Genomic DNA, 26,270 nt, shown 5'->3' on the forward strand with positions numbered 1-26,270 from the left:
AGTTTATATTAATGTTATTATCTATTGCTGTGGGGAGGTAAAAGTGAGTTTTTTTCATTTTCAATGTGCTGCTCTGTAATATTAAAATCTTTGCGCTACTGAAAATTGCAACCTGTGTTCATTGGTCTTTGCATCAGGGCGCGCAGAACCGTATTTGTAATGGCTCCATCTGTACGACAAGCGAAAATTGAGTTTTTTTGTGAGCTTATAATTTGTTTTTAACGTAAGGCGTGTCCGCTTGTCCGGGGTTTCGTCGTTTCTTTTAATGCCGGAGTAGGCAAGCATAATGGAGGGGCTTAGCTTTTTATCCAAGAGCCTATAACGGGCATTCATGCCAATGTTATACAGGTTTAACTGACTTTGGGGTGTTTCGTTGTCGAGCAATAAGCCCATGACACCTGTGGAAAGCGGAAAATCTTTAAATATCAGATTGTATCCCATGTTCAAGGTCTTGGAAACCGTGGATACTGTTTTTCCATCGAACATATTATACTCGTCAAAAAACTGGAACGAACCACTGGTGGTGACAATATGATTGACACTTTTTCTGTCGAACTGAAGGGAAGGTGCTATGGAGAACATATTTTGTATCATCTCCACTTTTAAAGTATCAAAAATTACGTTGTTTTTAAATCCGAAGTTGGAATAACTGGTGTTAACAGAAACGACTTTTGATAGTTGGGTGTAGAGGTTAATATTGGCAATAAACCGGTTGGTTGATTCCAATGTGGTATTCTCCAAATTATTGGTTCGTACTCCCGTGGAGCCGGTAAAAATTACCTTGTTTTTAAATAATTTGAAATTTGTTTTTAGATTGTAGTCAATCAAATCCCGCTCTGTTGTGCGATAGCCGACGGACTGAAAACCTGCTCCCACATAACGAACTTCGCCGGTAATGGAAGCAGCATCTGTTTTCCACTCCAATGCGCTAATGTTAGAAATGTCGGCATGTGAAGTGCCGTTAATGGTAATTAAGTTTTCTGCCAACGAAATAATTTCGTTATCCGACGCGTTGCCCGGCCCTAAAACATCTTCGGTGTAAACCGATGTAGCCAATTCGGTGGAGAAAAGCCATTGTTTTGAAAGGCGTATTTGTAACAGCGGTGCTATGGTGATAGCTTCCTGAGCTTGCAGTTGGTTGGGATTGGCACTAATAGAATTTACCTCGTCTGTCAACTTTACGAACTGCATCACAAATTTAGTCCCGTCCTCTTTACCCACACCAATACGCGATGCCAACAGCCATTGCTCGTATGCGCCGGCAATATTTTCAAAGGGCGAAGGCGTAATGCCGATTTGAGATTTTCCGTAATTTAGGGAAAACAGGAAAGAACCCGGGGTTAACTCTATGCCCAAGCCGAAAACTGGGATATCGCCGGTAGTCAATGGTGAGTACGATGGGGTTTGTGTGCCCAAAAATGCTTTGGCCCACTTATAGGTAGGGTTAAGGCTAATGTTATTTCTTGGATTTTGAATATAATCGATAAAACGTTCTTCGGGCAGTGTTGGTAAATAGTAACTGCTTTTTTGATTGGTAATATCAATACCCAAAGGCATACTGAAATACTTACCCGCGCTAAGGGTAGCATGTGCCGAGAAACGCAACAGATTGTCAGGGTATCTGGGTCTGAAACCGGGATAATTCTCTTCGGAATAACCGTAAGCATCATAAGACAAACCTATCTGGCCCGTGAAATCTACAAGAGGCGGCGACTGTGATTTTACGATAAAAGTATTTAAGCTAAGTACTAAGGAGCTGTACAATGTGATTTTTAACCTGGTCATAAAGTTCTCGTGTGTGATGAGATTTTTAAAAACGTATTTTAAGATATTAATATCCTAAACATACATTTTTTAACATTAGTACCATGTTTTTCTTGAGTAAAGATTAAATTCTTTTGATGAGACTACTGTTCTGTCTTGGGAGTTAAAATGACAGATATTTTAAAAAAAATAAGGGCATGACGTTTCAAAATGTAAATACCGATATGGATTCAGAATGCAATTATTATATTTTCCGGCTTTTGAAAACTGCGTATGAACATTAAAGGCATGTTGTTTTTCGTTAAGATCGTACGCTAATAATCGTTTTGAATCATCATCGGTATGATTTTGTATTTTTAATTTGCCAAAGGTAAAATTATAGTCATGCCCTGAGGAGAAATTATTCAGCGTCACCAGCCATCCGGGGCGAAGCGCCCCCGAAGTGATATAAATAAAAGGCATCGGGATCACGCTTCGCACGCCATCCCGTTGCCTAAAGTTTAATCAGGCGGGAAGCCATCCGCCAATTGCCACCCGATAACTCCTATTTCTGTAGCCCCTTTGAAGTCCTGTCTTCCAAAGGTGGGGCGGGGGTAATCAAGTGCTTGTTCTCTTTAACTTCTTTCATGACTTCCTCCACCACTTTTTCCATTTGCGGGTCGCGGCCTTGCATCAGGATGTTGGGATCGTCCCACACTTTAAAGTCGGGTCGCACGCCTTCGCCTTCCCAAAACCAATGGCCGGCATTATCGTAGAGCCTTGCTCCGGGAACGGTTATGGAACCCCCGTCAATGAGACGGTGACCTGTAGCCGGACCTACCAATATGCCTAAGGTGCGCTCACCTACGATAGGACCGGCCTTTAATGTCTTAAAAGCCCAGGGCAGTCCGTCGCCGCCTGATCCGGCCCAGCCGTTGATGAGCATGCCCATGGGGCCTGTGTTGGTTTTAACGGGACTGCGGTGGTCTTTGCCATGGCGCCAGTGCAGATGACAGTTTACCGGACGCTGTAACAGCTCCATAAAACGGTCGGCCAACTGTCCGCCGCCATTAAAACGCTCGTCGATAATAAACCCCTTTTTGTCCAGTTGTCCGTAATACATGCGCACCAGTTCCATCTGTCCCTGGCTTGATGTGTTCGACATGTACACATAGCCCAGTTGACCGTCGGATAGTTTGTCCACCATCATGCGGTTGTTTTCTATCCATTCCAGGTAACGCAGGTTTCGCTCTTCGCCACCGGTAAGGCATTTTACGATTATATCCCTGGCATCCTTGGCTTTGCCCGTAGAGGATATCTTGAGCAGCACTGTTTTTCCGGCCAGCCCTTCAAAAGATGCGGCGGGGTCTATAGCTGCCTTTAAACTAATCCCATTAACAGAATGAATATAATCGCCCACCTTGGCTTTGACGCCCGGTTTATCAAAGGGAGAACGGGTTTGGGTATCCCAGGCAGCCGGTTTCACGATGCGTTTTATTTTAAATAAATTACCTTCCTGTTCCCAGTCGATGCCCAGAAAGCCGCCACCCAGGGAGGGTGCTCTTTCCATGTCGCCGCCACCGGCATAGGTGTGTCCGGCGCTAAGTTCGGCCACTAAGCTGGCCTGCAGACTGTTGATGTCGGAGCGTGTGCGGGCATCTTCAACCAAACGGCCATAGCGGATACGCAGCGCATCCCAATCTACACCATGCATATTAGGATCGTAAAAAAAGTCGCGATGGCGGCGCCAAGTGTCGGTAAAAATCTGTTTCCATTCTTCTTTGGGCACCCAGTTCATGGTCATATCGGAGGTGGGGATGGGCTTGTCTATCTTTTGCCCGGGTTCGGGTTTTACGATACCATACTTGCCTTTGGCTCTTACCAGCAAGGCTTTGCCATCGGCGGTGATACTAACTCCACTTACATTATCGATAATCTTTTTCTCTTCCTTTTTTTTAAGGTCGAAAAGGTACAAGGTATTTTCCTTGTCGTTGGAGCCGGTATTGGGGCGCCGCAAATAAACCACTTTACCGTCAAAAGCCGCTATGCCGCCAATGTTACCCGCTTTAGGGGGGAGTATTTCAAGTCGTGCTTCGGTGTTGATCAAATCTATTTCCACTTTAATGCCCTTATCCTTTTTATCTCCATTGTCCTCGTCTTTTTCTTTTATTCCTTTCTTCTTTTTTTTGCTGGTATCCTCATTCTTTTTATCGTCGCCCTTTTTATCTGCCTTAATTTCTACCGTATCGTTTTTGGCGGCCAATAGGGCAGGGGTATCCTGTTTTAAAGCGATGGCGGCTATTTGTGTAGAGTTGGGATATATCCAGGTGCCGTCGCCCAGCGAGGAATAGGCTGCATTCATATTTCTGTTGGTCAGGTAAAATAGATATTTACCATCAGTGGCGAAAACGGGATCCGAGTCGTCGTAAAAACCACTCGTAATTTGGTGTTCCTGCTTGTTTTCGATATCAAATACGGTGATGGCTCCGTTCGCGTTTTCCTGCCCTAAGCTGTAGGCCAACCACTTGGAATCGGGCGACCACGATAAGGAAAATCCGTATCTGTTCCAGTGCCCGATGTTCCATTCGCTTTTACCGGCCATGGTTAGTTGGCCATTGGCCACATCGATAATAGCAATGGTGTTGGTTTCGTCCATAAAGGCTATTTTTTTGCTGTCGGGTGACCAGTGAATTGTATATCCGAAGCCTTTGCCCCGATTGGTCAGTTGTGTGGGTGGGCTTTGTTTTTGGCTGTCCTGCAACCATATTTCGTACTCGCCGGAGCGGTCGCTCCAGTAGGCAATTTTTTTACCATCGGGTGACCAGGCTGGGTTTTGATCGAAGGCATCGCTCGATTGGGTTATATTCAAAGTAAACCCTTCTTTAACCGGCACGTTAAAAAGTTCGCCCCGTGCCTCAAAGGCGATGCGCTTGCCACCGGGCGAAGCCGATGCGTTGCGGATTTCTTTACCTACATTTTTTAGCCGGGGTATTTCGGCAGACAAGTCGCTCACTACATTTACATTTATTTGTGTGGCAACCTGCGATGGGGTGCTCATCACAAATAGCTCGCCTCCTTTTTCAAAAACGAGTTCATCATCATGCCCCGACAGGAACGAAATGTCGAAATCATCAAAATCCGTTACCTGCGTTATGGCTTCGGTTTGGGTGTCATATTCCCAAATGTTTAAGCGCATGTTGGTGTCGCGATCCGACAGAAAAAAAACTTTGTCGCCCACCCATGCCGGTTTGCCGTCGTTGGCCTCATGGGTGGTTACACGTTGTGTTTCATTGGTATTAAAATCGTAAATAATAATGTCGGAGGTCAATCCGCCACGGTATCTTTTAAATGGATAGTTTTCGGTGATCTTGGTGATATAAGTCAGCTTGCTGCCATCGGGCGAGAAAGAAGCCAACTCGCCATAGGGGATATTGAGTTCCAGTGGTAATCCGCCGTTTTTATCTACCATAAAGAATTTTTTGAGGCGACCGATACCGCTATTACGCCCCGAAGCAAAAAGCAATCGTTGGCCATCCGGATGCCAGTCTATCATTCGGTCCGAATAGGTATTATAGGTAACACGTACCGGAACGCCACCCGTAACAGGTATCACATACACATCGGCATTGCCGTTATAGTTGGCCGTGTAAGCAATCTCCTTGCCGTCGGGCGAAAATCTGGGCCATGATTCTTCGCCGGGGGAGTGGGTTATTTGCATGGCTGTGCCACCATCTTTGGCAACCAGCCAAATATCCCCACCGTACACAAAGGTTATCTGTGTGTCCGAAACATCCATATAACGCATCAGCTTGGCGCTAATTTGACTTGAAGCACCCAGCGAACCTGTGAGTACTATGCATAATAAAATGAGTTTTTTCATACCAGGAAAGAGTTTTTAGAAGTAATAATAGGATGATAAAAAGTTGTATTTATGAAAGGTGCTTCAAGTTAAAAAAATATTTTGGAAAATAATTGTGAAAGGATGCCGAATGTTATTAAAAGTGGGGGGTAAATAAATTAAGGTTCTTAAAACAGAACTATGGCCACTGCCTTGAGAGTTATGCACAACGCATCTCATAAGCCTATGAAGTGGGTCTTTAGTTTTATGGTAAGGGGTAATTTACTTTTCTTATTTTATAATTTTGGATGGATACCAGGTGCTATTCAAACCGACGTTTTTTTTAAATACAACAAAGCTAAAAACATTAGCCATGAACGGCAAGCCCGGTATTTGTGCAAGGTGCACCGGGGTACCTTTAACTAATGTGAAAAAATAGTTGATGTTTTTCGGATAACACAGCGTACCTCCGGACTAAAAAATCCTCTTCGACGACAGCAGCGGTAGTATCATTTATGTCATTGTCTGGTTCGTGATTCTTTGGAGCAGGTTTTCCGGGGTGAGAGGAATATAGTATTTTCAATAAGTAGAACCGTGGTGTTTCTGCGAGCGTTATGTGCCATCCGTCCGGAGGCAACTTTGCAAGCGTTAAAACCAGAAGTGGGCGCGTGGAAGCACTGGCATAAGAGTTGCGCCTATGCGGTTTTTTTTGTCGTGTTCCTACCTTGTAGCCATCAGGTATACAGTAAGGCACCTCTTGGGGGATGTGTAGGCATTAGCATAAAGCTTTTTTTTACTGCAGGAAACCAGGGTGCTTAGTGTTTAAACTTTATCCTATGCTATCAAGCTATATGATTGATGGCGAATGTATTTCCCGAGCCCACTTGACAATAGATATAATAAATAAGATATTTGTATCTGATACTGGTGTTAGGTCAATGTAAGATTGTTTTCGTAACATCCTATCATTGCCACTACCATAAGGCTTTAATGCGATCAGTAAAAATAGATTTATGGCTAAGTCACCAAGTAAGCGATTCGGTATATTGTTAACTACGTCATTGTTTATAATATTGGCTATGGGCTTGTATTATATATATACTCAAAATGTTAAGGAAAATAAGGTGAAACGTCGCGCTTTTAAAGTGCTATACAGGCAAGCGAGCGATTTGGCCGAAAAAGAAAAGGATATTCGTGCCCAATACATCGAGCCACTGATTATTGAGCTTACCGGTATTAACAATGCTATCAAGGAAAAAAAGGATCGGATAGATAGTATTCAGGATATACTCATAGTACCGACTCCTCCGCTTACTTATAATCCCGACTTACAAGAGCTTAGCGAGCATTTGCGTTCTAAAAACTCAGAAAAGCTGGCGAACGAACAGCTAAGCATACAAATAAACGAACTAAACAAACTAGAAAAAAAGAAGGAGGAATTGCACGCGGCTTTCAGAACAAGTTTAGATGCGAAGAGTACGGAGGAAGACTGGTATCTGCTGCGCGGTATATCGTATAATGTGGCTCATGAGGATCCTTCAGACAGTATATTTATACGTAAGGAGCAATTGTTTGGGGATGTGTTTGGGGCAGAATTATTTAAAAGTTATGCGGTGTTTCGCAATGATACCATCATTTATAAAACCGCAGCCGATCTGAGCGATTTAAAACTTGTACAGATACAAAAGAAAAATGAGGGAGGCAATTCCTCCAATCCGGGTAGCGATAAAAGTTTTTTACTACCTAAAACCAAAGATAAGGCCGGCTATAGCTTGATAAACCCATCTGAAAACCAATTGTTGATTAAAATAGGCGGGCAGGACTATCAGGCATTTATTATCCCCGTGCAATCCGTTGGGATGACGCACTTGGTGGGGCTTATGTCTAACAACAAGTACCTGAGTATGAAGCGCGGTTTCGATAGGGGATTGATCTCTGCCATAACTATTTTTATTGTCCTTTTATTGCTGGGTATCCCGGTTGTTAAACTTATGGTAGTTACACCCGGCGAAGCTTTTACCATAAAAAGCATGATTACCCTGTTGTTAAGTGGGGCGGGTTTGTTTTTTATGGTGTTTTTTTTCAGCCTTTATGTAAGCAATAAAACATATATCAAAAATCACATCATTGGCCATGGCGAGCATTTGGAGCAACTGTCCGGAGACATAGAGTTAGCTTTTAACAACGAGATAGATTCAATGTTGTTGCAGTTGGATGTGCTGGCCGATGTAGTTACAGATCCTACCGTTGTAGCAGACCTTACGATACCTGCCGGATCAACACTGCTTTCATTGGGTAAGGGTTTCAACAGCCTTAATATCCAGCTTCAGCGCAAAATAAAGAAAAAGGCAATGGCTAAAATGGATAGCGGTACATATATTAATTGGCTGGAGGCTTTTACCGCATCGTTAAAGGACACGATGGAAACTGTTTTTGTGTTGGAGAATGGTAAAGAATATAAACAGAGTCCTACCGGCATTAACATCAGTAAGAGAGATTACGTGCAAAATACCGATCGCTTTAATAAGAATGGCAAGTATTTTGGGTTTGAGTCTATTTTTTCCTTGAACACCGCCAAACCACAGGTAGTGATTTCTAAAAAACAGCCAAACAGTGATTATGCCATTTGTGTTACTGCCGAGATGCACAGCCTCAATAATGTGGTGTTGCCCTATGGATATTCATTTTGTATAATCGATAAAAATGGCAAGGAATGGTTTCATCAAAACCCCAGAAATAACCTTAGGGAAAACCTGTTTGAGGAAACCGATCATTTTCCGCTGCTCAAAGCTGCCGTAAAAAGCCGCCGCAGCAATACCCTTTCTTGCGATTATAAAATGAAGCGTAACCTGATGCGCATTGCCCCTTTGGATAGTGATATGGGGCTGTTTTTGGTTACCATGTGCGACGTAAACGACTACTATCAAATTTTTCATCAAAGTGCGTATATGATATTGGGCAGCGCTTTGCTCATTTTTTTATTTTGGTTGGTGGTTTCGTTCTTGTACAGGTGGTATAACAAAATGAACAATCCTTCCAGATATCAGGCACATAGTCTGTTGTATTTTTTTCCGCACAAGGAATTTATAAACAAGTACACGCGATTGATAATTTTAAACAGCGCTTTTTTGATCCTTTTTGTGTTGGCCACCTTAATGTTGTACGATTTAGTTTATGTGAACCATTGGGTGAGGCTCATTGGATTGGCCGGTGCCGGATTGTTTTTGTGGAATGTTAAAGAGATGCAGGCAAGCGACAGTAATTTTACATTCGCCCATTTGTCTATCACGTTTTTAAGCCAGATAGCTTTGTTGTTTTCGATTGAATACCTTTTAGGGGGCAGCTTTAAATCGTGGTCCATCGTGCTTGCCATAGGTCTGTTACTACTTATAAATCTGGTGCTGTTTTATATTCTAAAAAGTAAATGGTTAAAGCAATGGAACCCGAAGTGGAGTTTTAAAGTATACTTTGCCTATATTTTTTCTTTTGCCATGGCGGCCATATTTGTGCCACTATTTACCATTTATACGGTAGTTTTTAACCAGGAAATAACTTTGCACTTTATGCATCAGCAGCGATATGTGGCCGATAAACTGATTGAACGCCAAAATCGTTTCGAAAAGGAGAATAAGCAACTGGTGGTGGATGAACTGAACAAGCGGGGAAAATACTATAACCATATACACGGATTACGTACAACGGATACAAGACACAACGGTAGTGGTAAGTTAAGGATATTGTCCACCGAAAACTATGTACAACTTTTTGGCGATGTAAGGTCGGTTCTTTATTTTATCAATAATAAAATAGAGGACAGGGGCAACCTGGTTAAACCAAATTACATCAGTTCGGCCGATAGCTTGTATGTTTATTCTATCGCCAATGATAAGCTGAAACTCCGGGTTAAACCGGGCGGATATCCATATTTTAGTTCAGATTCAGCCTTAGAGATGGATGCCGTGAGTGCATGGGATTTAATAAAAAGGTTTAGGGGTTTTGTGGTAGGCTGGATATTGGTTATTATTTTATATATATCCTTTTTTCCTAAAATAGCCCTTTATCTTTTCCCCCAATATAAATATAGGAGGGATAGGCTTGCTGGCAACAAAAGCATAGCCAGGCCGGTAAAAGGTGCTAAACGTTATCTAGTTGCGATGCCCGATGAACAGCTTTTTGAATCGGTGCTGAAAACTGATAGGGCAAAAATGTTTGCCCTCCACGACCGCCATCAGCGCGGGGAGTTTATTAAATTTGACGCTACGGGCAAGGATTTGTATTTGTTTTGGCAACATGGTATGTTCAAAAAAGTGGAGGAGCTAAAAGAATTTTTGCTGCGCATGAAACAATTACTCAGTAAAAAACTGTACCGAAGCATTAGTATTGTGTGTTTCGACAATCCGGTGGTGAGTGTGGCAGAACTGCAAGGGTGGATGGAAAAAATAAACGACAACAAGCCTGAAATAGCTGCGCTTAGGCATCAGCTTACAAATTTGTTAGCGGGTTTCTCCCTGACTTACATACCCTTATTAGATCAACTCGACGAGAGCAGTGCCAGCCAACATGTTTTTAAAGGGAAATTGGCATGGCTCAACCGCGAGGTCCGAAAGAATGCCTTTTTACTTTCCTGTTATCATGATTTAAAGGAAAAAGAAGATTCGTTTGAAGATAACAAAACGGATGGTGTTATTAATGACTACAATGTATATGTTACCCACCTTGTTTTTTTAAGTTACTACCAAAAAATTTGGAACAGTTGCAGCAATAATGAAAAGTCTGTGTTGTACGATATATCCGAAGACCACGTGATAAACATGCACAAAGAAGGCGTAGTAAGCGAACTGATTAACAAAGGGCTGGTATGCAACGGTAGATATTTATCTTTGTTTAATCTCAGCTTCACCCACTTTGTAGCCCATCAACAAATGGAAGTGAAGCGGATCAATGCCATTTTGTGTGCCAGCCATGCCAGCGGTTGGAGCCAATATAGCTTGCCCATAAAATTACTGGCCGTAGCCATACTCATCTTCCTGTTTGTAACCCAACAGGAATTTCTGAGCGGCCTGCAGTCCATTATCGTATCCGTAGGAGCCATTGTTACTTTTGGTGCACGTTTTTTCAATAATCCTTTTAAATCGGAGGCCAGTCCTGCCAAATAAACGGGGTTACTAAACCGGTGACTTGCAAGTTGTAGTTACGGATTTTGAAGCGCGTTAGTATCCGATAGGGCAATACGAGCAGGAAAGGAGGACAGATAACTATAACTAAGGTACTCGTTGTAGAATTTGAAAACTCTTTTTTACTTTTTTTGAAATCGAAGTGCTTGCATGATAAATTAGTTTTTTTAATAATTTACAACGGATCAATACAAGCATCGTATATATCATAATCGTTCCCTAAATACATGCTCTTCGCCCTGTGTTATTATTTGTAATTGCACAGGATTATCCAGTCCCTTTTAAATGTGTCCTGCAGTTATACGAGAGATTAAGGCTAAAACTCCGGGCGCGACCTGGATTCGCAGCCGGAGTTTTTGTTTATGTAAGCACTTGATATTGCATCCCCTGCAGGTCAAGCTCGCTAAGTATGTTAGTCAGTTGTGCCGAATCTTGCAGATTAAAGGTAATGGTTACTTGTACGTGCCCCACGGGAACGCTGGTAGTAGAGCGCTCATGTTCTATCTCATGGATATTGGCTTTCATCCTCTCTAAAATTGCGACAATTAATTTTAATTTCCCGGCTAAATCGGGTATCAGCACTTGTATGCGTGCGCGCATGCCATCGTCCATCACCCCTTTGTCTAATATTTGCTCCAATATGGACATGTTTATGTTTCCTCCACTTACCAAAGGCACAACTTTTCGTCCTTTGGTGTTGGTTTTATGAAACAATACGGCTGCCATTGCGGCCACGCCCGAGGGCTCGGTGAGTATTTTGGCGCGTTGGAGTAGCAGATATGCCGTGCGTGCCATTTCGGCATCGTTCACCACCACCAATTCGTCCACTAATTCGCGCACCACTTCCAGGGTCAGGTTTCCCGGCGATTTAACAGCAATGCCATCCGCTATGGTATTGGCCGAGTTAAGGGTAATAGCTTTCCCTTTTTCAACTGACAGCTTCATCGACTGTGCCCCGTCGGCTTCCACACCGATTATGCGTATGCGAGGGTTGAGTTGCTTTAAAGCAATGGCCATGCCGGCAATAAGACCGCCACCCCCTATAGGCACCAGCACATCGTCCACATCTCTTATCTGTTCAAATATCTCCAGTCCAATAGTGCCCTGACCGGCAATAATGTATGGATCGTTAAAAGGATGCACAAAGGTGGCGCCCGATTCCTTTCCGAAGGCTACTGCTGCTTTAAAAGCATCGTCGAAGCTGTCGCCGCTCAAAATAACCTCTGCACCATAGGCGCGCGTTGCGATAACTTTTAGCGGTGGGGCAAACTGAGGCATAAACACAGTGCTCTTAACGCCCAGACTCGAAGCCGCAAAGGCCACTCCCTGTGCATGATTACCTGCCGATGCACATAGCACGCCGTTGGCCTTTTCCTGCTCACTAAGATTTTTGATTTTGTAATAGGCACCCCTTACTTTAAAGGATCCCGTAGTTTGAAAATTTTCCAGCTTAAGATAAACATCCGAACCCGATAGGTTAGAGAAAGATTTGCTCCGCTCTAAGGGGGTGTGTTTTACAATGTTTTGTAATACGGATTGTGCATTGATTATGTCACTAAAACGGGGTAGGGAGTTCTTATTTTCGGAATATGGCATAGTTATATTTTTAAAGCTTGCATAAAGATACTAAGCCTTTTCGATTAATAAAGGGATTAATTCAAAATGCATGTTTTTTTCAGGCTAAGCGTATCGTATTTCTGTTGTCGCTCATTAAAAACAGAAGGGAGGCATACAAAATAATCGGTTTGGATACTTTTGAATAGTAACCGAAAAACTATCATCGCGCAACCTTTAAGGTATTTGTACGTCTTTATTATTGGGTTCTTAAATGCTAACCCTAATATAGCTCGTGCCAATTTTCATCGGTAATAATGATGATTTGTTATGTATATATTGAACTCCGGACAGATGCATATAACTTGCGAACGGCCTCCTGAAAAGTATTATTTGTCGCAAAGTACTGCGGAATTGGAGAAGCTCTTTCTTGTCAGGGAAACCTGTTATCTTACCCAAAAAACCAAAAATATGTACCTATCTAAAAAAATACTTAGCTGTTTATTTGTGTTGGTTATGCCATTTACCGCATGTCAGCACAGTGTTAGCCTTAGCACGAACGTAAGCGTAAATTTTGACTATTTGAAGGGTACCTGGTTACAAAAAGAAAGTGAAATCTTAACTTTTGTTGATTTTTATTCGCCCCATGAAGCACGTTTTGTGCATGCTGCTAATATGGAAGTGGTATACGATACTTTTTATTACGCAATAGAAGGTAATCAAATGTCTATCAAATGGAAACAATCAGAAGCACAAGAAACTCTGCATCAATTGACTAAAGTGGATGAACGTACTTTTAAGCTGTCCAACTTTACCGTTATCCCTGAAAATCCGGATATTTTCTATCTGAAAAAAGAAATCGTTACAGATACATTCAACGATACTATTGAAATAGCTACAGATAAAATATACTGTGATAAGGTGAACGGATTTTGTTTGCAGATGCTATCTGTACCTGCCGATTCCAGATGTCCCGAGGGTGCTGAATGTGTATGGGCCGGTGATGCACATGTTGTGTTTGATATGGTATTTGATAATAAGGGCGGTAGACAGCATTTCACCTTACATACCAATGCTGCATTCGCCACGGACACGCTTATAAACAATATCAGGCTTACACTCATTGAGTTACTTCCATACCCCGTTCTCAATCAAACGATCAAGCCAAAAGATTACATTGTTAAAGTAGTTGTGGAAAAGATAGAATAAGCACTATTTAACCTGAAATATTTACAAATTATCCGGGCTAAAATAAACTTCCTTGAACAAAACCCGTTGAAACGGGAACAATCTTATTTAGGGTAACATACCAAATGTAGCCTTTTACCTTGCTGTGCCCCATATCTTTAACCTGACGTACATATTGTGCTACCTGTTTTTCGTATTTGGGTTCCTGCTTGTCGCCAAACTTATAATCGATAACATGCACTTCCTTGTCCAGAAATACTACACGGTCGGGTCTGTAGGTGCCGCTTTTTGTTAAGATGGCATTTTCGGATTTTACCCGGTTAGCCGGATCGAACCAGGCTTTGGTTTCGGGTTTGCTGATGAGTGAGGCAATTTGTGTATTTAATATTTGCTTTTCATTTTCCGATAGTTTCCCTTCAAAAAGCATTTTTGTTAAAGCGCTATCGATATCTTTGGCAGTACGGATATATTCAAATGCTTCGTGCATTACCTTACCGTAGTTTATTTTGCTCTGCTTGCCATCTGTAGTAAAATAATCGTCGCTATCGGTTTTTATGGCTATTTGCACATCGTCCAGTAACTTATTAGTGAAAGGTTTTAGCACTTCGCTTACCATTTCACTTTTGTTGTTATTTCTCCCGGGTTTTGGTATTTCGCCGTAACACAACAGGCCGTTTTCTTTGTCCCAGTATTTTGCCAGGTCGATAAAGCCGGGTTGCTTGTTATACACCTGTTTGTCTATGGTCAGATACATTAAATCAGAAACACTTTTGAGTTGTTTTTTGTACGTTTTTGAAGGACCATCGCCGTAGGTGAGCAACACTTCGCAGCTGCGTGTGGTAGCAACATACAACAGGTTCAGACTGTCCACATATTGGTAAAGGCGTTCCTTAAAATAGTCCTCTTTAAATTGGGTGTTTTGCAGGCGCGATGTATAGGTTACGGGTAATAATGGTATTTGGTTAAAGGGCGTTTTATTGGGTCGGCACCATATAATGTTATTGTTTATTTCCGTGTCGAGTTTCCAGTTGCAGTAGGGGATCAGTACCACCTTAAACTCTAATCCCTTTGATTTGTGGATAGTCATAATTTTAATGGCTTCCTGATTGTCGGGAACGGCTACTGCTTCTGTTTTACCTTTGTCGTCCCACCACTCAATAAAGGCACTCAAATCGGGGAAGTAATCTTTAATAAACTGGTTGGTGCAGTTGATAAATGCTTGTATGTAGATACCTTGCTTTTCTTTAATATCAGGGGGTAGATTATAAGCCAGCATTTCAACCAGTTCCAACAGGGGTTTTTGCCGCTGTGTGAGCAGTTGATTTATCCACTCGTACGCCTGTTGCGCAAAACCTTTTTCTGTATCTAAATCAAATAACTTTCCCACCTCAATGGGCATTGTGTGCTCCGGTGCATGAAGCAGTTGATGGTTTAAAACCATTTCGGCCTTAAGAATAAGGTTGTTTGGGTTATGAAGATATTTAATTTGTGCCATCATAAAGTTAACGGCCGAGGAACCCGATAAAAATAAAGATTCGTTGGAAATGACCGGTATGCCGTTGCCGGATTCCGAATAGGTGCCTGAAAGTAGTGCGTTGGCAACGGTTTCCCCTTCGTCTTTTTTTCGTACTAAAACACAAAAATCGCTGTACCTGTATCCCTGAGCCACGAGTTTTTCAATATGCTGCACCATATCACTAAGCATGCGTTCATCGTAAGTCAGTGCTTTATCCGGGGCATAAAATCTTGCTCGTATATGTCCTTGGTTCGCAGCAAGGTTGGAGGGGGTGTGCTGATGCACATCGGCATAGGCTTGCGAAATTTTGTTGCCAAATTCAGCAATAAAGGCCTGGTCTTGTATGTGGTCGGCAAAAAGTGCATTAAAGTCGTTTTGGATGGCATGTGCACCCGAAACAAACAGGGTGTTATTAAAGGCTACGATATTGGAAAGGCTACGCCAGTTTTTGTCTAAGGATAGTGTTTGGCTACCGTATTGCGCAAAGTCGTGCTCCACGGCGTTGGCCAGCAGGTTCCAGTCGGAATTGCGCCAACGGTAAATCGATTGTTTTACATCGCCTACAATAAGGCTGGTTTGGTCCGTAGCCAATGAGTTTTCTATCAGCGGCTTAAAATTAAGCCATTGCAGCTTCGAGGTGTCCTGAAACTCGTCTATCATAAAATTCTGAAAGCGCGTACCCATCTTCTCATATATAAAAGGGGTGTCGTTTTGGTCAATTATTTTGTGCAGAAAATGTGATGAGTCGGCAATCAAAAAAATATTTTCGTCGCGACAGATGGCTTGTACTTCGCGGGCTATGTCGGCGATAATGCCAAGTGCAAAATAGTTTTGCGCGATAACCTTTGCCGTGTTATAGATTTCGAATTCACGCTCCAATAAATCAAGGGCTTTTTTAATTAAATTGTTGAGCGATGGATAGATATCGGCGATCTGCTGATTTATAGCTAGCGAATTTTCCTTGCGTCCCCATTTTTCGGGTTCGTCTATAATTTTAAGTAGGGTAGCGGTGGGTTCAAAATCGCGCAGTTCCTTCAGTTTTTCAAAATATTTAAGTGGTGTGCGGCTTTTGCCTGTAAAAGCATCATATGGTAATCCGCTTTTGCTTATCACACTGCTGCCTTGTTGTCCGATGTTCTGCATCTTTGCCTCAAAATCCTTTACTATCACTAGTATCTGATTAAGGTAATCCTGTAAGTGGGTTTTGTTGCCGATGCTGTTGAAAATATCACGACTCTCCAACTGAAAAAGCTCGTTAAATATTTCGGTTCCCAGGCTGTTTAGGTCGTTGCTCAGGTTCCAGCTTTTTCCCTGGCTGAGCTTTTGTTGTGCAAACCTTACCAGCCAATCTTTGAGGTGAGCATGCTCGGGTAAATCTATTTTCATCAACAGATGGTCTACGGCTTTTTGGAGGATACCTGAGGTGTTCAGTTCAATTTTAAAGCCACTCTCCAATCCCGCTTCACGAGCAAAGGAGCGTATGATACGTTGAAAAAAACTGTCGATGGTGCTTACGGAAAAATTGGAAAAATCGTGAAGTAAATAGCTCAGTAACACCTGTGCCTTCTTCCTTACTTCTCCTTCGTTCAGCTTAAATGCTGCCATTAAATCCGCTACGTAATCGTCTGTTTTATTTGTGGAAATCTCAAATAGTTTTTCCAGGATACGGCTTTTCATCTCGCCGGTAGCCTTATTGGTAAAGGTAACGGCTAATGTGTTGAGGTAACTATTGGGATTGGCGAATAGCAAAAAGAGATACTCTTTAGTAAGTGTAAATGTTTTGCCCGAACCGGCCGAAGCCCGGTATATTTTAAGTTGTGACATAAAGTGTCGAAGTTTTTATTTGGGTGTTAAGGTGTTATTCACCTGAAAATCTATCTTAACCCAATTACTAAGGATTATATAGTCCGCTGAAATATTCACTCAGTTTTGTTTTCCACTTCGCATCAAAGCCCAGGGATTCAGCCATATTAGGGATGATTTCTTTTAAGGGATCTAATATAGAGTTTTCGATCAGTGTTTTTGGTGGTACTATTATTTTAAGCGATAAAGGTTGAATTTGGATGGTGGCCTTGTTACCCAGCGATACGGGCTCGCCGTCGATATGGGCTTTGAGTTCTGTAGGATGTTCAATTTCAATCAGTTTGGCACGTACAACCTCATCTTTATCGTTTTTATTAAGTGATTTATCCAACAGACTCAATACCATGGCAGGTGCATTAATCTTGGCAAAATCGGGAATAATGCACACATCGATAAAGCCATCGTTAATTAGGGCATTGGGTGCTATGTGAATATTGTTACCATACTGTGAGGAGTTGGCAAAACTCACCAAAAAAGCCTTGCGGTTATATGTTTTGCCATCTATTTTTAGCTGATAACTTTCGGATTTATAACTCGCAAATTCGGAGGTTATCAGTTGTAAGTAACCCAGTGGGCCACGTAACCTCTTCCCTTCAAAATTATGGCTTATATGGGCATCAAAACCAATGCCTGCCACATTTACCGAGCAGTATTGGTTCACCTTCATGGTATCTATTCTTTTCTCCAAAAAACTATTTAGGCATTGAACGGCCTTGTTCATCCGCATGGGTATCTCCATGTAACGAGCCAATCCGTTGCCTGATCCGGCTGGCACAATGGCCAGGGCTGTATCGCTGCCCACCAGTTTAGACGCCACCTCGTTTACCGTTCCGTCGCCACCAACGGCCACCACGGCATGGTAACGTCCCACCGCTTGTCCGGCTAGCTCACGCGCATGCCCCTTGTACCGAGTGTAACTGATGTCAACCGATAAATTATCGTGGTCCAGATCGGTTTCAATAGAGCGCTCCACCGTTTTTTGTTTCCCTATGCCGGATACCGGGTTGATCAGAAAAAGAACTTTCTTTGTCATTCTTATGTATGGTTTACCAATTACAAATCTACAAAACAATGTTGAATAAGCGGATTGTTTTTATATTAGCGGTCAATATTATTTATATTTAAAATAAACCCCAAATTATTTGCACGATGGACGCTCTATTACAACTCGATGCACAATTGCTTTTATGGCTAAATTATTTTCATACTGCCTTTTTCGATAAGGCTTTTTGGCTCACCTCGGATACTTTGGTGTGGGTTCCCATGTATCTTGTGTTATTGTATGCCATCGTAAAAGGACAAAAATGGCAGAGCTGGATAACGGTGTTGGCACTGATTGTAATGGTGGTTTTGTGCGATCGTATTTCTACCGATATTTTTAAATATGGCTTTGAACGCTTGCGACCAACGCATGATGAGGAATTAAAAGATATTGTTAAAACGGTGTTCGGGTACCGGGGTGGTAAATTTGGTTTTGTGTCGTCGCATGCTACCAACACTATTGGCTTGGCTGTGTTTAGCTCTTTGTTGTTCCGCAATACATATTACACCGCATTTATGTTAATATGGTCTGTGCTTGTAAGTTATTCGCGCATTTATCTTGGCGTTCATTTTCCGGGTGATGTGATTGGTGGACTTTTACTGGGAGCATTGTTGGGTTACCTGGTTTATAAAGTATATCAGATAGTAATGACCCGATATGCCCAAGCGGGTCATTTAAAAAAGAAGGAAATAAAAAAACATATAGCAGCTACATTTAACCAACGCCAGATACATCAGATCATATTTACCGGTCTATTAACTTTTGTGCTGATATTGATATTTTCGAAGGTTATGCCCGTATAGTTTCTGTTGGCCCGATTATAAAAAGCCAAAAATGATATAATTCTTTTCAAAAATGATGTAACGCTCATTAAACGATTTCTTGCGTTATTTGTATCCTAAAATAATACAACTATGGAAGTAATGAGCTACCTACAACAATTCTTAACGGATTTTGCAATTATTATGAGCGAAATGTCGCCCTATTTATTATTGGGCTTTTTCTTTGCCGGCTTGTTGTATGCGTTTATGCCACGTCAAAAAATTGAGCAATACTTTAGTGGCAATGCGTTAAAGTCATCCGTTAGAGCCTCTATTTTCGGCATCCCGCTGCCCCTTTGCTCTTGCGGTGTTATCCCCACGGGCGCGGCGCTGTATAAAAACGGCGCATCCAAGGGAGGAACAGTATCCTTTCTGATTTCCACACCACAAACGGGTGTAGATTCTATTCTGGCTACTTTTTCGCTGCTTGGCCTGCCTTTTGCCATCATTAGGCCCGTAGCGGCTTTAATTACCGGGGTAAGTGGTGGCTTAATAACCAGTAAATTTACAACCAACGAAACTGTCAAAGCACCCATCGAGGAAAACACGGAAACGCATAAACCCCTTGGCCAGCGCATAAAAGATATGTTCAGATACGGCTTTGTGGATTTTATACAGGATATATCCAAATGGCTGGTGATAGGTCTGGTGCTGGCAGCTATTATTTCGGTGCTGATACCCAACGATTTTTTTAACGTAATCAATCTGCCGCCAATATTCCAAATGCTCCTGATTTTGGTGATATCCATACCTTTGTATATCTGTGCCACCGGAACCATCCCCCTGGCAGCGGTATTATTACTTAAAGGAATTAGCCCGGGTGCGGCCTTTGTGCTTCTGATGGCAGGCCCTGCATCCAACGCGGCAACCATAACCATGATTGGAAAAGTGCTGGGTAAAAAAAGTCTTTTCACGTATTTAGCCACCATCATTGTTGGTGCCTTAGGCTTTGGACTACTTATCGATTATGCGCTACCCACAGAATGGTTTACAGAAATTGCCCAGCAACACCTGGGACATCAACATGGCGAACACCTGAGTTGGTGGCAAATACTATCTGCCATCCTACTTTCAGGTTTAATTATCAACGGATACATACAGCAAAAACTAAGCGCAAAGCGTAATTTAATTCAACCAAAAAACAACATCATGGAAATTAAAACCATAAAAGTAGATGGGATGACTTGTAACCATTGCAAATCGAATGTAGAAAGCAATCTTGAAAAATTGAATTTTATAAATAAGGCGGAAGTCAATTTGGCGACAAAAACGGTAGAATTGCAAGGCAATAACATTGATATGGATAGCGCCAAACAAACCATTGAATCGCTGGGTTATACGCCTTTAGCTTAGTTTTGACTATTTTGTAAAAAGTGAGGTGAATGACATGAGACACATATGTTAGACCGGGTGCTTCTGCACCTTTTTCCTGCCAATCAAAACTGATTAATCGCAAGTTATTCACAATCTATCCCGCAGGATTACGCCGGTAAGCAACACTATTGATAATAAAACAAGTGATGATCCTCATCCCCGCACCTTAGGCTCGGAAATTGATCCCGAATACATGTTCGGGACAGGCTCTGTTTATCCTAAAAAAGAAGAGTTGTGGCCAGAGTAAAACCATAGTCGAATAAAGCCTCATGTATCTGTCGGATTTACAAAAAATACGATACGGTTCTGATTTGTAGCGAGCAGATTAAGAACCGTTAGGTGGTATTTTAACGAAGGTGTGCGCATAAATGATTTCATAATATTGTAAATTTGAATAAAAAAACATGCTATTACTTTTATTCTATTTATTTCTTGCTATAGTTGTATCATTTCTCTGTTCGATAATGGAAGCGGTGCTTCTTTCAACACCACAATCCTTCTTGATTGTTAAGTATGAAAATGGAAATGCCTGGGCAAAATCATTTATTGATCTAAAAACGAATATTGATAAGCCATTATCTGCAATACTATCATTAAATACAGTAGCACATACCGTGGGTGCAGCGGGAGTTGGAGCACAGGCAGTTAAAGTGTTTGGTGAAGCGTCATTTGGAATTATATCCGCTATCTTAACAATTTTAATATTAGTAATCACAGAAATAATTCCAAAAACCATTGGTGCCAGTTATTGGAGAAATCTGTCCATGATTTCTTCTCGGATTATACAAGTAATGATAATCATAACTTATCCATTAGTCGTTATGTCCGCGGTTATCACAAAACTAATCTCAAAAAAACAACAAGAGCACACAACGAGTAGAGAGGAAATTGCAGTATTAACAAATATAGGTGCAGATGAAGGTATTTTTTCAAATAAGGAACATAAAATAATTCAAAATTTACTGCGGCTCAAGAATGTGAAAGCAAAGGGAATAATGACACCAAGAGTTGTTGTTGCTATCGCCGATGAGAATTTATCCTTAAAAGAATTTTTTAAAAATAAAGATTATCTAAAATTTTCGCGCATCCCAATATATACTGAAAATGATGAAAACATAACCGGGTATGTATTCCGCCAGGAAGTTTTTGAAAAAATGGCAGAAGATCAACATGATTTAAAACTGAAAGATGTTAAACGAGATATAGTGGTAGTTCCAAATAGCATAGGGTTGTTTGCATTATGGGAAAAGCTATTGGAAAAAAAGGAACATATTGCAATAATTGTAGATGAGTATGGAGGTTTAGACGGAATTATAACAATGGAAGATATTATTGAAACTATGCTTGGCCTTGAAATAATTGATGAAACCGATACCATAGTTGATATGCAAAAATATGCAAGAGACAGGTGGAAGGAAAGGCAGACGAAATATAATATTATTGACAAAATAAATAAGCAAAATGAAGAAAAAACACCACCTGAGATTTTATAAAGATAATAGTTCAGATGGTATGGACTGCAAGGGTTTTATTGGCTTCAGTAGACTTGAAAATTGACAGGAAAGTACTGCCAATTTAATTACTGTTTTTGCACTTAATCCTTGCGCACTTTCGGTAAGTTAATAGTTTGTTAACACCGAAGCCTAACTTTGTATTTGACTATTAAAATCGTAGTTTTGTAAATCACAATTGAATAGATGTTTAAAACCACCGTACATATCGTAATAGCAATGTTTCTGCTGTTAGCTACCGCAGGAGTAACTATTTCTATGCACTATTGTGGCGGCAGTCTGGTTTATACATCTATTAATCAACAAGCCGAATCGTGCTGTGACGATGACGGATGCTGCGAAAACAAGACTTTACATTATGAGCTCGAAGATGATTATCTAAGCCCTATCGTTGTTGATAACAACAATCTGATAGAAATGGAAATTTTGTTTCCGATTTTATTTGTGATGAATTTCGATTTGTCCGCAGCACAAGCAAAGCCTTCCTTTGCTTTTATTGATTCGTACCCTCCTCCCAAAATACAAACCCGACTTTCTTTATTGCAGGTTTACTTGATTTGATTTAAATAGAAACGAATTGACACAGGCATTCTTATGGACGCTTGGGTCGATTTGCCAATTGTACTCACAATAAATTTCTATCTAATTCAAATCTTTGAACTATGCTTAATAGTACCATTAAATTTTTCTTGGAGAATAGACTGGTCACCTTTTTGGTTCTCCTTATTTTCGTCAGTTGGGGAATCGTAACATCACCTTTTGGTTGGGATACCGGTATTTTGCCCTCCGACCCCGTTCCGGTAGATGCCATACCGGATATTGGCGAAAACCAGCAAATTGTATTTACCGAGTGGATGGGTCGTTCGCCTCAGGATATCGAAGACCAAATTTCCTACCCCCTCACTACTTATATGTTGGGAATACCGGGAGTGAAATCAATCCGCAGTTCATCCATATTTGGTTTTTCCAGTATTTTTATCATCTTTTCTGATGATGTTGAATTCTACTGGTCGCGTTCGCGGATTCTCGAAAAGCTAAGCTCACTGCCATCGGGTTTGCTGCCCGAGGGTGTGCAGCCTGCACTTGGCCCAGATGCCACTGCTTTGGGGCAGGTGTACTGGTACACCATCGAAGGCCGCGACAAAAACGGAAACCCCACCGGAGGCTGGGATTTGCACGAAATTCGTACCGTCCAGGATTTTTACGTAAAATATGGGCTCAACGGTACCGAAGGTGTTTCCGAAGTGGCATCCATTGGTGGCTTTGTGCAGGAATACCAAATCGATGTTAATCCCGATGCACTGAAAGCGTACAATATCCCTTTGCATATGGTAATGCAGGCCGTGCAAAAATCCAACCGCGATGTAGGTGCCAAAACCGTCGAAATTAACCAGGCCGAATATCTTGTTCGTGGATTGGGTTATATCAAAAAAGTAGAAGATATTGAAAAAGCCGTGGTTGCGGTGCAGGAAAATGTTCCCATCCGCATTCAGGACATTGGCGTAGTCAGCTTGGGGCCATCTACGCGCAGGGGTGCTCTGGACAAAGATGGCGCCGAAGTGGTTGGTGGCGTGGTAGTTGCCCGTTACGGCGCGAATCCCTTGCAGGTTATCAACAATGTAAAAGATAAAATCAAGGAAATCTCGCCCGGATTGCCCAAAAAGATATTGGCCAACGGGGTAGAAAGCCAACTAACTATCGTACCATTCTACGACCGTTCCGGTCTTATTTATGAAACCCTGGGAACATTGGAAGAAGCCATATCGCTCCAGATTCTGATTGTTATTCTGGTGGTTATCGTTATGGTTTATAACCTGAGGGCATCGTTCTTAATTTCCAGTTTATTGCCCATTGCCGTGCTAATGGTTTTTATTGCCATGCGTTATTTTGGTGTCGATGCCAACATTGTGGCCTTATCCGGGATAGCCATTGCCATTGGTACGATGGTCGATTTGGGAGTAATCCTATCTGAGAACATCATCAAACACGTTGAAGAGTCCCCCTCCGAACAGAAACTTATAACCACCATCTATAATGGGGCATCCGAAGTTAGTTCAGCTATATTTACGGCGGTTTCAACCACCATTGTCAGTTTTATCCCGGTGTTTACCATGCAGGCCGCCGAAGGAAAACTTTTCGGTCCGTTGGCGTTTACCAAAACGTTTGCACTAATTGCTGCACTTATCGTTTCATTATTTCTTATGCCTACGCTGGCGCATTGGTTTTTTGGTGCAAAAATTAAAAGTCAAAAAGTCAAAAAGTGGCTGAATATTACATTGATACCCATTGGAATTGCCACCCTTTTTGCCGGACAGACATGGGGGGGAATGATTTTGCTGGCTTTTGGCCTTGTAGGGGTAGTGAAAGAATTCAGAGAAATAAAGTTAGAAGTTAGAAGTGAGAAGTTAGAAGTTGGAGGAGGGAAGATAGATGGCGACAAAGCTATAACTACTGCCGGTGCATCCCTTCAACGAAAATTTAAATCATGGGCTAATTGGGTGCTTGAATATGCCGAAATCATCATTGTGCTTATTGGTGTTATCTGGTTACTGGCCAAATACTGGCTTCCGCTGGGACCTTCAAAAAGTATGGTAACAAATGTTTTATTTGTAGCCCTGCTCGTTGTAATTATATTGGGTTTCTTTATAATCCTTGAATATTTTTATAAACCGATACTCCATTGGTGTCTAAACAATAAGGTCAAATTCCTTTTGATTCCTTCCTTTTTAATTCTTTTCGGGGCAACTACCTGGATGGGGTTCAACAACATTTTTGGTTTTGTAGCCAAAGGTTTCGACGGGCTTGGATGGAATGTCCGCACCACCAAAGTATGGTCGGGATTAACCCACACCTTCCCTGCTATCGGGAAAGAATTTATGCCTTCGCTCAATGAAGGGAGTTTCTTGCTCATGCCCACTTCCATGCCCCATTCAGGTTTTGAATACAACCGCGAAGTTTTGGGGCAGCTGGATATGTTGTTGACCAATATCCCTGAAGTTGAACTAACGGTAGGGAAATTAGGTAGGGTTGAGTCAGCACTCGACCCGGCACCCATCTCGATGTACGAGAACGTTATTAATTACCGTCCTGAATATATGCTCAACGAAAAAGGGCACCGGGTAAGATTTAAGGTAGATAAAAACGACCGTTTCATACTGAGCACCGGAGATACACTAAGCAATACAGAAGCCTTGCACAGTGGGGTAACCCTTGCGGAGCTGATACCGGATACCAGAGGAAATTATTACCGCAACTGGCGGGAGGAAATCAAATCGCCCGATGACATTTGGAATGAGATTGTGAAAGTGGCGAAAATACCGGGTGTTACTTCGGCGCCTAAACTGCAACCCATCGAAACCCGATTGGTAATGTTGCAAACGGGGATGCGCGCACCCATGGGTATTAAAGTATATGGTCCGGACCTGCCAACCATCGAAGCATTTGGGATGGAATTGGAAGAGGTGCTGAAAGAGGTTCCTTCGGTAAAAGCCGAGGCGGTATTCGCCGACCGGATTGTTGGTAAACCTTACTTGCACCTCAATATTGATCGTGACGAAATTTCGCGTTACGGGCTCAATGTGGAAGATGTGCAGCAAACCATCGAAACGGCCATTGGAGGAATGAACATTACTTCAACGGTTGAAGGTCGGAAACGATTTCCCGTAAGGGTACGCTACCCGCGCGAACTTAGAGACGACCCCGAATCGCTGGGGAATATTCTGATACCTACACCTACCGGAGCACAAATTCCCATCTCCCAAATTGTAGATTTTGAATACGTTAGGGGGCCACAGGCCATTAAAAGCGAGGAGACTTTTTTGGTGGGTTATGTTTTGTTCGACAAAAGGGAAGGTTTTTCAGAAGTAGGCGTGGTTAATGATGCGCAGAATGCCATACAAGCACGTATTGACTCCGGCGATTTAAACGTGCCGGCCGGAATTAGTTACAAGTTCTCGGGGAGTTACGAAAACCAGGTGCGGGCAGAAAAACGCCTCTCTATCATTGTACCGCTGGTTTTGGTCATTGTGTTTCTGATACTCTACTTCCAATTTAAGTCAATCACTACTTCACTGATGGTTTTCTCAGGCATAGCCATGGCCTTTAGCGGTGGTTTTATGATGATATGGCTATACGGCCAGGGCTGGTTTGTGGATTTTTCCATCTTTGGCGCCAACATGCGGGAGCTATTCCAAATGCACACCATCAACCTGAGTGTGGCGGTGTGGGTCGGCTTTATCGCCCTCTTTGGTATTGCTACCGACGATGGTGTTTTAATGGCCACTTACCTCGACCAAAGTTTTGCCCGTAATAAAACCGATAATCTGAAAGGAATACGCGCAGCGGTGGTGGAAGCGGGCTACCGTAGAATTAAACCTGCCGTAATGACTTCGGCAACAACCATCATCGCGTTGCTGCCCATCTTAACCTCTACCGGACGGGGCGCTGATATTATGATACCTATGGCCATTCCGGCTTTTGGGGGGATGATTTTTGCTGCAATTACCTATTTTATCGTACCGGTGCTTTATAGCATGAGGGAAGAGAGACGGATTAGAGGCTAGAGGTTAGAGGTTAGAGGTTGGAGGTTTGAAAATAGAAATTAGAGAGTAGATTTTATGATCAAACTTGTTATCAGTTAATAATGG

At 42.1% G+C, this 26,270-nt stretch carries 12 protein-coding genes; 7 read left to right on the forward strand and 5 right to left on the reverse strand.

The features are described 5' to 3' along the window. Positions 1–81: 81 nt before the first annotated feature. Both FN809_RS01325 and FN809_RS01330 read right to left on the reverse strand, forming a co-directional pair. A complete protein-coding gene (locus FN809_RS01325) occupies positions 82–1,785 on the reverse strand; it encodes a hypothetical protein (RefSeq protein WP_142531676.1) in 1,704 nt (567 codons plus the stop codon). Positions 1,786–2,308: 523 nt separating this feature from the next. Then, a complete protein-coding gene (locus FN809_RS01330) occupies positions 2,309–5,623 on the reverse strand; it encodes a S41 family peptidase (protein WP_142531677.1) in 3,315 nt (1,104 codons plus the stop codon). Positions 5,624–6,594: 971 nt separating this feature from the next. Between FN809_RS01330 and FN809_RS01335 the strand changes: the two genes are divergently transcribed. Next, positions 6,595–10,737: a hypothetical protein gene (locus FN809_RS01335; protein WP_142531678.1), complete on the forward strand. Its 4,143-nt coding sequence runs from the start codon at positions 6,595–6,597 to the stop codon at positions 10,735–10,737. 378 nt (positions 10,738–11,115) lie between these two features. Here FN809_RS01335 and ilvA read toward each other — a convergent pair whose 3' ends face one another. After that, on the reverse strand, positions 11,116–12,351 hold the full coding sequence (gene ilvA, locus FN809_RS01340; protein ID WP_142531679.1) for a threonine ammonia-lyase: 1,236 nt from the start codon (positions 12,349–12,351) through the stop codon (positions 11,116–11,118). Positions 12,352–12,780: 429 nt separating this feature from the next. Between ilvA and FN809_RS01345 the strand changes: the two genes are divergently transcribed. Next, entirely contained in the window at positions 12,781–13,518 is a 738-nt protein-coding gene (locus FN809_RS01345; RefSeq protein WP_142531680.1) for a hypothetical protein, read from the forward strand. A gap of 37 nt (positions 13,519–13,555) precedes the next feature. Here the strand turns inward: FN809_RS01345 and FN809_RS01350 are convergent, their stop codons facing one another. Then, positions 13,556–16,837 carry a UvrD-helicase domain-containing protein gene (locus tag FN809_RS01350; protein ID WP_142531681.1) on the reverse strand — a complete coding sequence of 1,094 codons (3,282 nt, stop codon included), beginning with the start codon at positions 16,835–16,837 and terminating at the stop codon, positions 13,556–13,558. A gap of 67 nt (positions 16,838–16,904) precedes the next feature. Further along, a complete protein-coding gene (locus FN809_RS01355; RefSeq protein WP_142531682.1) occupies positions 16,905–17,909 on the reverse strand; it encodes a diacylglycerol/lipid kinase family protein in 1,005 nt (334 codons plus the stop codon). A gap of 116 nt (positions 17,910–18,025) precedes the next feature. Here FN809_RS01355 and FN809_RS01360 point away from each other — a divergent pair, with 116 nt between their 5' ends. From FN809_RS01360 to FN809_RS01380, 5 genes are all read left to right on the forward strand, one after another. Next, positions 18,026–18,721, forward strand: a complete 696-nt coding sequence (locus FN809_RS01360; RefSeq protein WP_142531683.1) for a phosphatase PAP2 family protein — start codon at positions 18,026–18,028, stop codon at positions 18,719–18,721. A 111-nt stretch (positions 18,722–18,832) separates the two neighbouring features. After that, positions 18,833–20,092 carry a permease gene (locus FN809_RS01365; protein WP_142531684.1) on the forward strand — a complete coding sequence of 420 codons (1,260 nt, stop codon included), beginning with the start codon at positions 18,833–18,835 and terminating at the stop codon, positions 20,090–20,092. Positions 20,093–20,517: 425 nt separating this feature from the next. Next, positions 20,518–21,606 (forward strand): CNNM domain-containing protein, encoded by a 1,089-nt coding sequence (locus tag FN809_RS01370; RefSeq protein WP_142531685.1) that lies wholly within the window; start codon positions 20,518–20,520, stop codon positions 21,604–21,606. A gap of 204 nt (positions 21,607–21,810) precedes the next feature. Next, positions 21,811–22,185 (forward strand): HYC_CC_PP family protein, encoded by a 375-nt coding sequence (locus FN809_RS01375; protein WP_142531686.1) that lies wholly within the window; start codon positions 21,811–21,813, stop codon positions 22,183–22,185. Positions 22,186–22,286: 101 nt separating this feature from the next. After that, the gene (locus FN809_RS01380) at positions 22,287–26,186 is read left to right on the forward strand and encodes an efflux RND transporter permease subunit (RefSeq protein WP_142531687.1); all 3,900 of its coding nucleotides are present in this window, start codon (positions 22,287–22,289) and stop codon (positions 26,184–26,186) included. The last annotated feature ends 84 nt before the right edge of the window (positions 26,187–26,270 follow it).

It is taken from the genome of Saccharicrinis carchari, from assembly GCF_900182605.1.
In the GTDB taxonomy this organism is placed as follows: domain Bacteria; phylum Bacteroidota; class Bacteroidia; order Bacteroidales; family Marinilabiliaceae; genus Saccharicrinis; species Saccharicrinis carchari.